This is a genomic window from Tannerella sp. (genome assembly GCF_030528505.1).
In the GTDB taxonomy this organism is placed as follows: Bacteria; Bacteroidota; Bacteroidia; order Bacteroidales; family Tannerellaceae; genus Tannerella.
In genome coordinates this window covers 8,569-23,508 of sequence record NZ_JAUMYS010000048.1, presented here as the reverse complement: position 1 = coordinate 23,508, position 14,940 = coordinate 8,569, and the positions used below count along the sequence as shown (strand labels likewise).

The following is a 14,940-nucleotide window of genomic DNA, read 5'->3' as shown; positions in this document are numbered from 1 at the left end:
AAAGTTTTGCTGTAGCTCCGGAAACGGCGTTTCTGCGATCAAATCATTTATCGCAATGCCGGAAACGGCGTTTCTGCGATCAAATAATTTATCGTGATGCAAAAAACAACCTGCAAACCGATGAAAAAAAAGAAAAGACTGTAAAAAACAAGATATATACACTTAATACGATATGCTATGAAAGAAATTCAAGAAATCAGCTTGCCGAGAATGAATAACGGCGCCCATTTTTTGTACATCACGAATATGGCCACTCGCTCTATGGCCGATGTAACCGTGTTTAACAAATGTACTCCGCTGGTGCAGGCCTTGCAAAAAGCCGCAGCTCATGAGGACGAATGCCTGCAATTGACTCAGAAAAGCCTTCTGACCGACGAAATCATCGAAGCCGACTCGTTGCGCGACCGTCTCTACGCGGGTTACCGCAAAAGCGTGAAAGGATTTGCCGACTTCCCCGTGCCCGAGCACGCGCAAGCTGCCAAAGTGCTGCTCCAACACATGAAAGATTACGGTATTAAAACGCAGATGCAGCTCGACCGTCAGACCGGGTTGATGATCAATTTCATCGACGATCTGGGAGCGAAATACGCCGATCAGATCGATTTGCTTTCGCTCAAACCTTTCGTCGAACAGCTGAGAGCCGCCAACGAAAAAGTACGCTCGCTCACGAACGAACGGACGGACGAGCGCGCCGGCCGGACGTTGGGAGCCCTGCGCGAAGCACGCCAAGCAAGCGACAAGGTCTACCGCGATCTGGTGAAGAGGGTCAACGCGCTGGCGCTTATCGAAGGAGATACGGACTATGCCGCGTTCATCGATTACGTGAATGCCGAAATCGAACATTACAAACAGGAAGTGCTTTCGAAAGCCAAAAAAACGTCCGCCACCTGACGTGACATGTAACCGCCCCGCTCCCCGACGGCAGGGTAAAAAGAAAGGCAGGAAAAGAAACGTTCATGTTCTTCTCCTGCCTTGTTTTTGTGGATTCGCCGGCTCCTTCGTTTGCCGGAGCCGGCGGATACATCCTGCTTAAAGCATGTTGCTTACTTCAGTTTCTTCATCTTCGAGAGCGGAAGGTAAATCTGGAATCCCACGTTGAGCGAAAGTCCGTGTACGCTACCCTCACCGAATTGTCCGTTATAAAGCGCTAACGCTTCTACGGCCACATACTCGTTGAGGAAATACGCATAACCCGGACCGAAGTTGATATTGAAACCAACATTGGCACCCTCAACACCAGACAATCCGGCACCTGCTTCAGCGAACCAGCGTCCCTGCTTCAGCAGCGTATCGAATTCTTTCGGCCCGAAATAATAACGTCCGAAGCCGTTCACGCCGTAATTATACGTCGTATTTCCGCCTCTTTGACCGGTAAAGCCCGCGTCCACCTTGGCACCGATTGCCAGATTGTCCTGAATAAAATATCCTGCGCGAGGCGTCAGGTTAATGTTGAAATGACTTCCGCTACCCAGTCCGAAACCGACATTTCCGATCGAACCGCCTACCAGCACGCTACCCTTCTGAAGCTGCGCCGTTGCTGCTCCTAACGAGCAGGCCAAAATAAACAATGTACTGAATAAAATCTTTTTCATCTGTCAAATAATGTTTTGTTTTTATACTTCTCCTACTCTGTTTTCTGAATGGCTTTTCGGAATCCGCCGGCGCAAAAATAGAAGAAGTGTGCAAATTTCACTTACAGACCGGCACGAAAATACCTTTTTTTATTAATTTCTTTCTTTTTTTTAGAAGACAGTTTCGCCTCTAAATCTCTCAAAGTTCGATGATTCCTCTGCCCTGACGGATGATGGAGCAGGATTGCCGCGTACAGTCTATCACGGTCGATCCTTCGGTGCGACCGTAGCCCCCGTCGATCACCAAGTCTACCTGTCCGGCATATTTTTCCTCCATCAGTTCGGGATCGGTAAGGTATTCCGGCTCGTCGGCGCTCTCGCGATCATAGACCGACATCGAAAGCAACGGATTGCCGAGCGCGTCGGCCAGCTCTTGCACAATCGGGTTGTCGGGGATGCGAATGCCTACCTCCTTGCGAGTCTTGTAAATCTTCGGCAATTCGCCGCTCGTAGGCAGGACGAACGTAAAAGGACCGGGCAGGCAACGCTTCATCAGTTTGAAAGCGTTGTCGCTGATGCGCGCGTACCGGCTGGCGGATGATAAATCGGAACAGATAATCGAAAGGTTACTCTTCTGCAAATTGACGCCCTTGATACGGCAAATCTTTGATACCGCGCGTACATTGAACGCATCGCAGCCTATCGCGTAGAGCGTATCGGTAGGATAAATTACCAATCCGCCGTCGCGCAACACATCTACCACCTTATCGATCTCTTTCCAATTCGGATGATCGGGATATATCTTCAGCAGCATAAAAAAACAAGTTATTTCAGGTATAAAACATACACGCTTCGCGCACAGATGGACGAAGCATTATTTTTTGATCAGGTTCATAAATTCTTCGCGCGTTCGGGCTTGCTGAAACGAGCCGGTGAAGTCGGACGTCGTCGTCAGCGAATTCTGCTTTTCCACGCCGCGCATCTGCATGCACATGTGCTGCGCCTCGATGACGACCATCACACCAAGCGGGTTCAACGTCTTCTGAATACATTCCTTAATCTGAAGCGTCATACGCTCCTGAATCTGCAAACGATGCGCAAAAATATCGACCACACGCGGAATCTTGCTCAGCCCCGTGATGTAATGATTCGGGATGTAAGCCACATGTACCTTGCCGAAGAAAGGCAGCATGTGATGCTCGCAAAGGGAGAAAAAGTCGATGTCCTTGACGATGACCATCTGCTTGTAATCTTCTTCCTCAAACATGGCCGAAGCCAGCACCGCTTCCGGGTCTTCATCATACCCCTTCAGCAGAAACTGCATGGCCTTAGCCACTCGCATGGGCGTTTTCTTCAGTCCCTCACGGGCTGTATCTTCGCCGAGCAGTTCAATGATCCGGCGATAATGCTCGCTCAATTGCTGACGTACTTCCAGCAATGCCTCCGTCTCTTTTTTCATACTCATTTCATACTCACCGAACGGGAATACGGATTTCTTCCTTCGTGATAAACATCTCTTTGCGGAACGAGGGGAAAGCCCCGACGAGTTTTTGCATCATACGGTAGGCTTCTTCGTACGAAACATAATCGCCCACGCGGAGCCTCCAGAAAGGCGCCGTGTACGACACATACGTCGGCACGTCCGAAAACTGGTTCTTAATCTGCTGCTCCTTGCCGAACGCCTCTCCCTTCGAACTGCGCTGATCGTTACCGGAGAAGATCTGAATGCGGTAACCGGCCGAGAGGAGGAACTTGCGGCCGTTCGCCTCTTCGATACGATCCGAAGCCACCGGTCGCCCGATCATCTGGCGGATGGCCGGCGACTGGTGAATCGTCACCGTGCCCCGACCCGGAACATTCCGCGTCAGGGCATCGACGATGGAGTCCTGTGCCGTCAGCATACTGCCGCCGCAGCACAGAAGCCCCAGTATAAACACATAACGTTTCATAAAAGCCTTGTTTAAAAGCGAATCAGGGAACTTATGCCGTTATCCTTCAAACGCCTCGATAATGGGCATGAATTTCTCGACTTCGAGCGATGCTCCGCCAATCAATCCGCCGTCTACGTCGGGGTTGGCAAACAGCTCTTTCGCGTTGCCCGCATTGCAGCTTCCGCCATACAGGATGGATGTGCTGTCGGCCACCTCCTGACCATATTGCTGCGCAATGGTGCGGCGGATGTGTGCATGAATCTCCTGCGCCTGCTCGGCCGTCGCCGTTTTGCCCGTTCCGATGGCCCATACCGGCTCGTAGGCCAGCACCAGCTTGCCGAAATCTTCGGCCGAAAGGTCGAACAACGATTCGCGAACCTGCGCATCTACGACTTCGAAATGCTTGCCGGCTTCGCGCTCTTCCAGCACTTCGCCGATGCAGAAAATCGGCGTCAGCTTGTTCGCCAGCGCCAACTTCACTTTCTCTTTCAGAATCTCAGGGGTCTCGTGATAATACGCGCGACGCTCCGAATGACCGAGAATCACGTATTTTGCACCGGTCGAAGCCACCATCGCGGCCGACACTTCGCCCGTGAAAGCGCCCTTTTCCTTATCGGCGCAGTTCTCTGCCGCCACCCCGATCTTCATCGTGTCGATGGCCGAAACGATACTTGCCAAGTGCGTGAACGGTACGCCTACAATCACATCGCAGTGTACGGTTTTTCCCTTCAGGGCAGTATTCAAACCTTTGGCCAGCGCCAATCCTTCGGGCAGGGTGGTGTTCATCTTCCAGTTCCCTGCTACAATATTCTTTCTCATTTGTTCAGTCTGTTAATTATATGTATTCTTAATTCCTCGATATCTACGGTTTCGGAAATAATCGTATATCCAAACCAGCAGCAAAGGTAATACAAAAGCTGCAATTACCGTCAACCAACGTTCCCTCTCCGTTTGTTTCTCTTGGCGATCACCTTCTACATAACTGCTTAGCACCTTATTGAGTTCCTCTTCGCCGGGGATATCGTTATGATGCCATTTGGCCAGAATCGTACCTTCGCGAAGGAGCACCATCCCCGGATTCGATCGGATGATGGTCTTGAGCAACACCTCGTCGGCCGTCAGGAAAGGATAATCGGCGCCCGTATGCTTCACCCAATCGACAATGTGCCCGTCGGACGATGCCGTCACCCCGTAGAAAGCCAGCTTATGCTCCATAGCGTAATCATACGCATGGTTTATTTCGTCGATATGTTCGTCGCTTGCCTCTTCGATGTGAGGAGCTACGAGCAGCATGACAATACCCGGCCGGGTAAAAAGCTCGTCGACTACGTTCTCTCCCTGCTCGTTAAACAGTGCGAAGGAAGCGACCTTCGGCACGAATCCCTGCTTAACGAGTCGCGCATCGACATACGTCCACGTGGAATCACCGGCCGGAGCCTCTTCGAGTTTAAATTCTTTCGTTTGTCCGTTCTTCGCATAGATAAATACGTATTCATCTTGCGGCGCATCAGGCGGAATCTCCATCAGCTTCGGAATATTCGCTCCTACTTTGTACGGACGAAAATCGGTAATCGGCAAATGGTTGTAGTTCCAATAACAGAAACCGAGGCAGAAAAGGTACGCGAAAAGCCCCACAAACCAATACGATCGGTACGTATAGAACGATGTCAATCGCTTGTAGTACATCCATGCAAAGACGGATGCCGCAAGCAATAGGAGGTTTTTGTAAAATGTCTGCCAGTTCGTTATGATCCATGCGTCGCCGAAACATCCGCAATCGGGTACGGGATTGAAGATGGCCAGATAAAGTGTGAGGGGAGTCATGAAACTCATGAAGATCAACACACCGAGTGCGGCCAGTTTACGGTAGACCGCCGTCAACATACATACTCCGAGCGTAAACTCGATGGCAATCATATTGAACGACAATAACAACTCAAGCCACTCACCGTATCCCAAACCGAAGGAGGCGAGGTATTCTCCGATCTTGATGGCGGTACCCATCGGGTCTATCGCCTTGACCGTGCCGGAAAAAATAAACGTTACGCCCAGCAGGACGCGACAACATTCCGCGATCGTTTTTATGACAAAGCGATTAGGCATCTTCTCCGAATGTCAGTTTAATCAACCCGAACAAGGCGTAATTCACCATATCCATATAATTGGATGCGATCCCTTCCGAAGCAATCACCTTCCCGTCGTTGTCTTCAATCTCCTTGACACGATTGAGTTTCGTGAGAATAAAATCGGTGTACGAACTGATGCGCATGCTCCGCCACGCCTCGTCATAATCGTGATTCTTCGCATACATCAACGTTTGAATTTCTTCCATGTGCGCATCATAAAGTTCCAGTGCCCGGCGAGCGTCGATATCACACGTATCCACAGCCCCCAGCTCAAGCTGTATCAGCCCGATCACGCCGTAATTCACAATCGCCATAAATTCGGGCCGGATGCCTTCGCCGACCTTACTCACTTTCTTCATCTCAAGACTCCGGATCCGCTTGGCCTTGATGAAAAGCTGATCGGTAATCGACTCGGGACGCATGATACGCCACGAGGGACTGTAGTCCGACAACTTGGCCTGAAAAACATCCCTGCACTCTTTGATTACCGCTTCGAATTGTTGTTTTGTATCTGTCATAAGCCTGCTTTATATAACGTCAACGTGCCAATTACGGAAGATATTGCATCATCGGTAATTGGCACATTGCCCTAAACGGTTTACGATCTCTTCATGAACAGCGTAGCGAACGTCCGATCTTCAAAACAGTCGTTTTTTGTATGTTGTTCAATTTGCACAGTTGCTCCACGCTTACCCGGTGACGCCGTGCGATAGCACCTAACGTATCGCCTTTCCTCACCCGATGATAAACCGGCGTTTTGCGAGCTGTTGTTGTCTTTTTTACAGCGGCCGCACGCGCCTGAGCAGGTTTCTCGGCAGTCGTCGTTGCGCCAGCAACCGTCTGTTTTTCTTCGGTAACGTCGTTATTCTCCTTCTGTCCTGCATTATCCGCTATCATTTGGTCTCCTTCGGGCAGGTTATCCTCGAGAGCATCATGTTTTGCCATGTTTGCGTCCTTTTGTACGGCTATCGGTTCATTTTTAACCGCTCCCTTTGCAGATTTAGCCGCACGATAACAAATCTCCTGTCCTTCATGAAGCGAACTCGTCGATCGGATATTATTCAGTTTGCAAAGCGCATCGACGGTAGTGCCGTGTTGACGTGCAATCGAATAAAGGGTCTCTCCCCGCTGTACACAATGATAGACAGCTTTTTCCTCCTTTGCAACAACTGTTTCAGCAGCAACCGTTTGTTGCGCCGGTTCCAGCCGCGTTGCTTTTTTCGAAACCTTTGCCGATGTTTTCCCGCAACGGAGCGTCTGTCCGACACGTAATACGGATTTTTTCTTCAATCCGTTCAAACGGCATAATTCCGCAACGGAAAGACCATGCTTCCGTGCAATTAAACCTAATGATTCGCCTTTCTTTACGCGATGATAAACAATATGTTCGGAGGTTGAAGTATACAGATTGTTGCGGCTGCGATGAGCGTTTTTATAAAAGACGTAGAAGTCTTGATGAGGAGTTCCATTATCAAAGTCAATGATGTGGCTGGGGTCAATGGCTTCGCCGAGGAAACGTGTTTCAAAATGTAGATGAGGGCCTGTTGATCGACCTGTATTGCCACCGAGCGCAATCGGTTGTCCGGCTTTGACGATCTCATTTTCCGAAACCAAAAATCTCGACAAATGACCGTAAATCGTTTCGAGACCGTTAGGATGGCGAATGACCAGATAATTTCCGTACCCGCGACGCTCGAAACTTTTGATTCGCACCTTACCACTGAATGCACTGCGAATCGTATCGCCAACATGGACTTTCAAATCGATTCCGCGGTGCATCCGGCGACGGCGTGGGCCGTATTTTGAGGTTACGACAAGCTCGTTATCAACAGGTATTACGAACGTAGAACAATCGATCCTGAACGAATCCGGCATTGTGATATCTCTGGTACGAAAAGGATTTACCCAGCACGTATCCCAACTGGATTGGTATAACTCATCGGCGGGGAAAAGGAGATTTTCAGCTTCGAGTAGCTCTTCTTGTGTCGTAAACGTAATCGGCTCCAACTCACCCGTTACGATCTTTTTCTTTGTTACATCCACCCGATCGGCAATAAGCTCCGAAACCTTCCGCTCTATCGCGGGCGCTTTCAATACGGCAGGACGTTCCTCCGTTTGTTCTTGCGGCTTTTTCTTCCAAGTAAATTGTCCGTAAACGCCGGTCGAAAAGAAGGCAAAACCACATAATATGGTCACATGTCGTAGTATAGTCATAGTTTATTCGCTTCGTTTTTCAACAAAAATTGCCCAAAGGTCCGTATTTTCAATCGACCGACCAAAAAAAATTCCCTCAGAACTATGATAAACAAAGAAAAGCACAACTTTAAAACACAACAAACAAATAAAAATCAACAACATAAAACAACCATATGTTTTACAACATATTTCGAAACTTGCATTTATTGAGTTCTAAATTTCGCATTTAGCTGAAGAATTCCTTTTCTTTGCATGCTATATATATAATGTATATGAATCAGAACAAAGCGACATCAAAAAAACAAATGCTATGATACTCTATACGAAAATTGATCTTCCGCGCTCTCCGATACATTTTACGTATGAGCACCGAATCATGATGTTCGGTTCCTGCTTTGCCGAATCGATCGGAAGCCGGTTATCGGAGGCTCTGTTTCGCACGGATATCAATCCTTTCGGGACACTTTATAATCCTGCTTCGGTAGCCATGACTATCGAACGATTGCTGGACAAAACGGTGTTTATTTGCGACGAACTGTTTCAGTATGAAGGCTTATACCACAGTTTCTTTCATCACAGCTCTTTTTCGTCCTTATCGGCCGATGAATGTCTGCGACAGATAAACGAACGGCTGCGACAGTCCGCCGCCATGTTATCGTCGGCCGACCGCATAGTCGTAACGTTTGGAACGGCTTACGTCTACCGGTTAAAAGAAACCAGTAACGTGGTGGCCAACTGCCACAAGCTTCCGGAAAAACATTTCGAGCGGACACGCCTTTCGGTCGAGGAAATCGTTTCACTATGGGAACCACTGATCGCGAAGTTGCAGAAGGAACATCCGTCGCTGCAATGGTTGTTTACCGTCAGTCCGATTCGACATTGGCGAGACGGAGCACACGAGAACCAGTTGAGTAAAGCCACCTTGCTCCTTGCTGTCGAAGCATTACAGCAACGTTTTCCGGAACAGACGGCTTATTTCCCCGCCTACGAACTGATGATGGACGAGTTGAGGGACTACCGGTTCTATGCCGACGATATGTGCCATCCGTCACCAACAGCCATCCAATATATCTGGGAGCGTTTTGTCGAAGTGTGCATGGATGAGCGTACGCGTCGTCTGCTAAATGAAGCAGAGGAAATCCGCCGGGCACTCCATCATCGGCCGTTTAATCCCAAAAGCGAGGCATATCAGCAATTCCTAACACAAACTTTGTTAAAAATAGAACGCTTCAATGAGAAAATGCCCTACCTTTGTTTCGAACAAGAACGAAAAGATATAGAACGACTACAAACCGACCGATAATGATGAAGTATAAAATCCAAGAGATTGCCAAGATAATTGGCGCAACAAACCGCACCCTGAACGACAGCCTGATCGATCGACTGCTGATCGACAGCCGAATGTTGTCGTTCCCGGAGTCTACCTTGTTTTTTGCCCTGAAAACTCAGACAAACGACGGACACCGCTATATCTCCGAACTGTATCGACTGGGAGTAAGAAGCTTCGTCGTGAATCACGAACCGCCGGAAACACGCATGATGCCTGATGCGAACTTCCTGATCGTACCTCATGTGCTGACGGCTATGCAAATGCTGGCAGCGCATCATCGCAAGCAATTCGAGATACCGGTCATCGGCATTACCGGCAGCAACGGCAAAACCATCGTCAAGGAGTTACTTTATCAATTGCTTCATGCTGACTTCAACATTGTCCGATCGCCACGCAGTTATAACTCGCAAATCGGCGTGCCGCTTTCGGTGTGGCAGATGGACGATAAGCATACACTGGGTATCTTCGAAGCGGGTATCTCACAGCCGGACGAGATGGAGAAGCTGCAACGCATCATTCGCCCGACCATCGGCATGATCACGAATATCGGAGAGGCGCATCAGGAGAATTTCGCCTCATCGACCCAGAAGTGTCTGGAGAAGTTATCGCTGTTCAACGATTGCGATATCGTGATCTATAATGCCGACGATGAGTTTATCGCCCACACGCTCGACAAGGCGTGCCTCTCGCATAAGGCGGTAGGTTGGAGCCAAAAAGATTCGGATGCGCCGTTATACATTGAGAAAATACACAAAAAGCAGACTTCGACCGAAATACACTGTGTGATGCTGAATCTGGAACAAACGTATGAAATACCGTTTACCGACGATGCTTCGATCGAAGACGTGATTCACTGCATCGCCCTGATGCTGTATCTGAAACCGACGTCGCTCAGAAACAGAGAGGTTTTTGCCGGACTCGAACCGGTGGCCATGCGGCTGGAAGTAAAAGAAGGCATCAACGGATGTCAACTGATTAACGACACGTACAATTCCGATATTAATTCGCTCGATATTGCGCTCGATTTCCAGCAGAGCCGCCGTGCGGAGAAAGACCTGAAAACAACCGTGATCCTTTCAGACATCTTGCAATCGGGCATGCTCCCCAAATCATTATACAAGAAAGTAGCAGAACTGTTCCGGCGTAAGAAAGTAGACCGCATTATCGGGATCGGGCGCGACATGAAAGAGTACGGCTCTGCGTTCGAGATGCGCGAAAAGGAATTCTACCTGACAACCGACGAATTTATTCATTCTCCTTCGATGAAGACCTTCCGCGACGAGTTGATTCTGCTGAAAGGCTCACGTGCCTTCCACTTCGAGCGTATCACGGAGCTTCTGGAGAAAAAAGTGCACGAAACGGTACTCGAGGTGAATTTGGACGCCGTAGTGCATAATTTCAACCATTTCCGTTCGAAACTGCATCGCGACACTAAAATGGTTTGCATGGTCAAAGCCTTTGGATATGGTGCCGGTTCGTATGAGGTGGCGAAAACATTGCAGGAACATCGTTGCGACTATCTGGCCGTGGCGGTAGCCGACGAGGGCGAAGCTCTGCGCAAAGAAGGAATCTCCATTCCAATCATGGTGATGGACCCGGAATTCAGCAGTTTCAATATTCTGTTCGAGCGTCAACTGGAACCGGAAGTGTACAGTTTCCGCCTGCTGGACGCCCTGATGAAAGAAGCCGGACGACGGGGGATCACCTCCTACCCCATTCATATTAAAATTGATACGGGCATGCACCGATTAGGCTTCCGTCCGTCGGATGTGCCGGAGATTTGTCAACGGCTGGAGCAACAAAGCTCACTCGTCGTGCGTTCCGTTTTTTCGCATCTGGTCGGAAGTGATTCGTCCGAGCACGATGAATTTACGCGTAAACAAATACGCCTTTTGACGGAATCGGCCGAAGCGTTGGAAGCAGGATTAGGCTATCCGGTACTCAAACATATTCTCAATTCGGCCGGTATCGAGCGTTTCACCGGCCATCAGATGGATATGGTGCGTCTGGGTATCTCGCTTTACGGCATCAGTGCATCGGTCACTGAGGCGAAGAAGTTACAGCCTGTCAGTTCGCTCAAAACTACGATTCTGCAAATCCGCGACGTACCGGCAGGCGATTCTATCGGATACGGCCGCAAGACATATGCCCAACGCGATTTACGGGTCGCTATTCTCCCCATCGGCTATGCCGACGGGCTGGACCGTCATCTGAGCAACGGCGTGGGAGAGGTTGTTATCAATGGGATGCGCTGCCCGATCGTCGGAAATATCTGCATGGATATTTGCATGGTCGACGTCACGGACGCTGAAGCGCAGGAAGGTGATACGGCGATTATCTTCGGCCCCCAACTTCCGGTGACCGAAATTGCCGACAAGCTGGACACGATTCCTTACGAGATACTAACATCCATCTCGCCGCGCGTCAAAAGAATTTACTATCGCGAATAACGGTTCGTCAAGCTTTCCGTCGCAGCGGGAATCATCATCTTCTGCCATTGGCGGTAGCCGAAGACAGGAACAATAGAATAAACGACGTATGTGACGGCTGTCGGGGTCATTCCTTTCCAAAAATACAGGATGGCGGAAACGGCATTCACGATAAGCCAGAACCACCATTGTTCAATATATTTCTGCGCGAGCATCCACATGGCTACGATGCTGAGTGCCGTCGTGAACGCATCGCCGAAAGGCACAGGGCTGTCGGTAAACCGAATCAGCACCCATGCGATCAGGGCGAACAGCGCACAGAAAACAGCCAACAGTTTCGGCCAATAATGCTTGGGAGTAAACCGTATGGTTGCTCCCAAGACCGCCGTTTCGCCTGACTGAAGGCCTTCCTGTTTAAGAAGAGATTCGCTTTTCCACCACCGGAACCAGCCGTAAGCACTTGCCACGAGGTAATACATGTTGATCCCCATGTCGGCATAAAACTTATTGACAAAATAGATATAGATGTAGAAAAGAGGGATGACGACCCCTACCGGCCACAGCCAGATGCTGGCTTTATATTCCAGCCACAGGTAGATCAGCATGATTGCGGCTGCGACGATTTCAATCATCAGTTCGTATCCCATATTGTTACGTTTAATAAGTTTCTATGCTCTTAGCCATACGACATCCGGATGGTGGAAAAGTATCTTCTTCGCTTAAAATTTCAGTGTTACACGTGCCATCATATTCGTTCCGGCCTGTGCGAAATATCCGGAGTCTGTCATACGTTTTCCATCGAGAATATAACTGTATGTCCAGCCGTTCGTTTCATACATTTCGTTAAAGAGGTTGCGGATATTCAAGTCGAGTCCGATCTCTTTCATGAAACGGGGGCGGAACGTGTATCCGATACGCAGGTCGTTCACAAAATACGGGTCTAAGCTACGCAGACGCGACGAGGTATTGTCGAGATACTGCCGACCGACGTAGGACGACATGAATGCTGCCGAGAAGCCTTTCCAATGGAAGGCGAAGGTGCTGCCGAACGTCAGGTTCGGAGAGAAAGCGATATCGGTCGTACCGAGATTTTTCGAAGTTTGAGGCAAGTCGTTCCAGTCTGCATCGTACGTATCGACATACTCCGTAAAATTGCGGATTTTATTGCTGCTCAGCGTCAGGTGTCCGTTCCAATCGAGCCACGATGTCACCTTTACGCCACCACTCAGCTCGGCTCCCATCCGGTAGCTGTCTTTGATATTCGAGGTCAGCTGCTCACCGATTTCACTGATTTTACCGGTGAGGATTAGCTGATTGTCGTAATCCATATAATACAAGTTGAGACCGGCACGGAAGATGCTGCCCGTGTACTCATAACCGGCTTCGTAATCGTAAAGTGTTTCGTACGTAGGCTGTGCCGAAGGACCGTTCTCGGTGAAGTTATCACGGTTCGGCTCGCGATGCGCGACGGCAAACGAAGCGTAGGCATGATGACCGTTTCGTTCGAACGAAAGACCGGCTTTCGGGTTGAAGAACGAAAACGTTTTCTTTACATGCACATGATCGCCGGCCTTATCATCGCTTCCGTTGATTTGGTAATCAATGCCGCGATATTGCAAGTCGGCATAGGCGCTCAACGCAGGCAGGAAGCGATACGTAGCTTTCACATAAGCGTTATAGTCGAGTTTCTCCCCACGGTTGCGATAATATTCGTGGTTGGGTTTCGGCAATCCGGCCGATGTCTTAACCCACATCACACGTCCGAAGTGATCGCCGATATAATTGTTGGCCGATGCGCCGAAAGAAGCCTGCAACCGTTCGTACGTATAATTCATCCGGAACAAGGCGCCGTAGAAATCATTTCTCAACCATTTGCGACGCACGAGGTCGGTTTTCTTATGAATCTTCCCCTTGGCGTCTACATAATTATCCAATTTGTACGAGGCGTACTTGGCACCGGCCTTGTAGTCTTCGTAATATCCCTTACCATCGGTATAATGCAACGTTACGTTCAGATTCAGTTGGTCGCTCAGCCGTTGCGTAGCCAGCAAGTGATAATGATGCTGCCAATAGTTATCCGTCTGGTTATCGTAGAATTTTGTTTCGCCGTTCTCCTTATAAGCTCCGCAACTGTTATAGCGACGGTTTGTTTTGAGTTTGGCCGAATCGACCCCGTTCCAGGCCTGATAAGTGATTTCGCTGCTTCCGAAAGTCTGGAACTTGATCATTGTACCGCCGTTGTAATAAGCAGCCGAGCCGTAATACGAATTCATATCCGCCCGGGCACGTTCGATATAACCATCGGTCTGCACGTTCGAATAACGCGCATCGAACACGAAATGATCCCAAAGCAGTCCCGTACCACCGCGGAAAGTATTCGTAAATGTTCCGAAACTCCCGGCCGATGAAACGACTTCGAGGTACGGTTTAAGCGACGGACGTTGAGTCTGCATCAGGACCGTCGCACCGAAAGCGGCGGCACCGTTGGTCGAGGTTCCTGCCCCGCGTTGAATCTGAATATTTTCGACCGACGAAGCGAAATCGGGCATATTCACCCAGAAGACGCCGTGGCTTTCCGAGTCGTTGACAGGCACGCCGTCTACCGTGAAGTTGATACGGTTCGCATCCGTACCGCGCACGCGCATGGATGCGTAGCCTATGCCATTTCCACCGTCGGAAGTAACAACGACCGAAGGCGTCTGCATAAAGAGATAAGGCATTGACTGCCCGGTATTGTTGGCTTTCAGCTCTGCTGCCGAAACATTCCGGAACGCTACCGGTGTCTCTTTGCGTGCCTGCACGGCCGAGACAACTACCTCGTTGAGTTCATACACACTCGTCGAATCGACCACCTGCGCGATCGCCGACACGCCGGACAAGAATATTCCGGCCATTCCATAAGAAATCTTCCTCATTTTCTTTTCATTTAAATAAAATGGGGCGCAACGAAACATACAGCCAAAAAGAGATGAAAAAACTTACATCTTCCTACGCCGGCATTACCCGGATCAGGTGTAAGGGTATGATCTCAGCCTGTAAAAGTAAGGCACCCCTGTTATATGATATTCGGGCGCAAAGGTAATTATTTTTATGATATGACTTTCATCTAACCCGATTTTTTTCGGAGATAACACATCAAAATCCGATCGAGAACGGAATGGGGTACCGGACAAAGATAATGAGAAATATCCCTGATGAGTTGCGGAGACTTCCGCCCGTTGTCGGAAATCTTAATGAACCGTGCGGAGACTTCCGTGCATCGGCAGAAGGCTTGGCGAGTTTCGCGAAGACTTCCGTCCGTGGTCGGAAATCTTAATGAACCGTGCGGAGACTTCCGTGCATCGGCAGAAGGCTTGG

Annotated in this window: 14 protein-coding genes and 1 riboswitch; of the genes, 4 read left to right on the top strand and 10 right to left on the bottom strand. The window is 49.5% G+C overall.

The features are described 5' to 3' along the window. Together Q4A89_RS08540 and Q4A89_RS08535 are read left to right on the top strand one after the other, a co-directional pair. Positions 1–218 (top strand): hypothetical protein (locus tag Q4A89_RS08540; RefSeq protein ID WP_303184903.1); only part of this gene is annotated, 218 nt, incomplete at its 5' end. Further along, the gene (locus Q4A89_RS08535) at positions 178–891 is read left to right on the top strand and encodes a DUF6261 family protein (RefSeq protein ID WP_303184902.1); all 714 of its coding nucleotides are present in this window, start codon (positions 178–180) and stop codon (positions 889–891) included. The genes Q4A89_RS08540 and Q4A89_RS08535, both read left to right, overlap by 41 nt. Before the next feature lie 152 nt (positions 892–1,043). Here the strand turns inward: Q4A89_RS08535 and Q4A89_RS08530 are convergent, their stop codons facing one another. From Q4A89_RS08530 to Q4A89_RS08495, 8 genes are all read right to left on the bottom strand, one after another. Continuing rightward, entirely contained in the window at positions 1,044–1,592 is a 549-nt protein-coding gene (locus tag Q4A89_RS08530) for a hypothetical protein (RefSeq protein WP_303184900.1), read from the bottom strand. Positions 1,593–1,770: 178 nt separating this feature from the next. Next, positions 1,771–2,385, bottom strand: coding sequence for an L-threonylcarbamoyladenylate synthase (locus Q4A89_RS08525; protein ID WP_303184898.1), 615 nt, complete (start codon positions 2,383–2,385; stop codon positions 1,771–1,773). Positions 2,386–2,445: 60 nt separating this feature from the next. Beyond that, positions 2,446–3,030, bottom strand: coding sequence for a GTP cyclohydrolase I FolE (gene folE, locus Q4A89_RS08520; protein ID WP_303184897.1), 585 nt, complete (start codon positions 3,028–3,030; stop codon positions 2,446–2,448). 13 nt (positions 3,031–3,043) lie between these two features. Next, positions 3,044–3,520: an SPOR domain-containing protein gene (locus tag Q4A89_RS08515; protein ID WP_303184896.1), complete on the bottom strand. Its 477-nt coding sequence runs from the start codon at positions 3,518–3,520 to the stop codon at positions 3,044–3,046. A gap of 39 nt (positions 3,521–3,559) precedes the next feature. Next, a complete protein-coding gene (gene tpiA / locus Q4A89_RS08510) occupies positions 3,560–4,321 on the bottom strand; it encodes a triose-phosphate isomerase (protein WP_303184895.1) in 762 nt (253 codons plus the stop codon). 12 nt (positions 4,322–4,333) lie between these two features. Continuing rightward, positions 4,334–5,605, bottom strand: a complete 1,272-nt coding sequence (locus Q4A89_RS08505; protein WP_303184894.1) for a BT_3928 family protein — start codon at positions 5,603–5,605, stop codon at positions 4,334–4,336. Continuing rightward, positions 5,598–6,146, bottom strand: a complete 549-nt coding sequence (locus Q4A89_RS08500; RefSeq protein ID WP_303184893.1) for a DUF1599 domain-containing protein — start codon at positions 6,144–6,146, stop codon at positions 5,598–5,600. The genes Q4A89_RS08505 and Q4A89_RS08500 overlap by 8 nt, the downstream gene beginning before the upstream one ends. A gap of 91 nt (positions 6,147–6,237) precedes the next feature. Further along, positions 6,238–7,842: a LysM peptidoglycan-binding domain-containing protein gene (locus Q4A89_RS08495; RefSeq protein ID WP_303184892.1), complete on the bottom strand. Its 1,605-nt coding sequence runs from the start codon at positions 7,840–7,842 to the stop codon at positions 6,238–6,240. 292 nt (positions 7,843–8,134) lie between these two features. On the opposite strand from Q4A89_RS08495, the gene Q4A89_RS08490 reads away from it, so the two are divergent. Next, the gene (locus Q4A89_RS08490; protein ID WP_303184890.1) at positions 8,135–9,127 is read left to right on the top strand and encodes a GSCFA domain-containing protein; all 993 of its coding nucleotides are present in this window, start codon (positions 8,135–8,137) and stop codon (positions 9,125–9,127) included. A 2-nt stretch (positions 9,128–9,129) separates the two neighbouring features. Next, the gene (locus Q4A89_RS08485; RefSeq protein ID WP_303184905.1) at positions 9,130–11,604 is read left to right on the top strand and encodes a bifunctional UDP-N-acetylmuramoyl-tripeptide:D-alanyl-D-alanine ligase/alanine racemase; all 2,475 of its coding nucleotides are present in this window, start codon (positions 9,130–9,132) and stop codon (positions 11,602–11,604) included. Here Q4A89_RS08485 and pnuC read toward each other — a convergent pair. After that, entirely contained in the window at positions 11,592–12,230 is a 639-nt protein-coding gene (gene pnuC, locus Q4A89_RS08480; RefSeq protein WP_303184889.1) for a nicotinamide riboside transporter PnuC, read from the bottom strand. The genes Q4A89_RS08485 and pnuC overlap by 13 nt on opposite strands. Before the next feature lie 72 nt (positions 12,231–12,302). Further along, positions 12,303–14,498 (bottom strand): TonB-dependent receptor, encoded by a 2,196-nt coding sequence (locus Q4A89_RS08475; RefSeq protein WP_303184888.1) that lies wholly within the window; start codon positions 14,496–14,498, stop codon positions 12,303–12,305. Between the two features lie 53 nt (positions 14,499–14,551). Next, positions 14,552–14,647, bottom strand: a riboswitch (TPP riboswitch). Positions 14,648–14,940 lie beyond the last annotated feature (293 nt).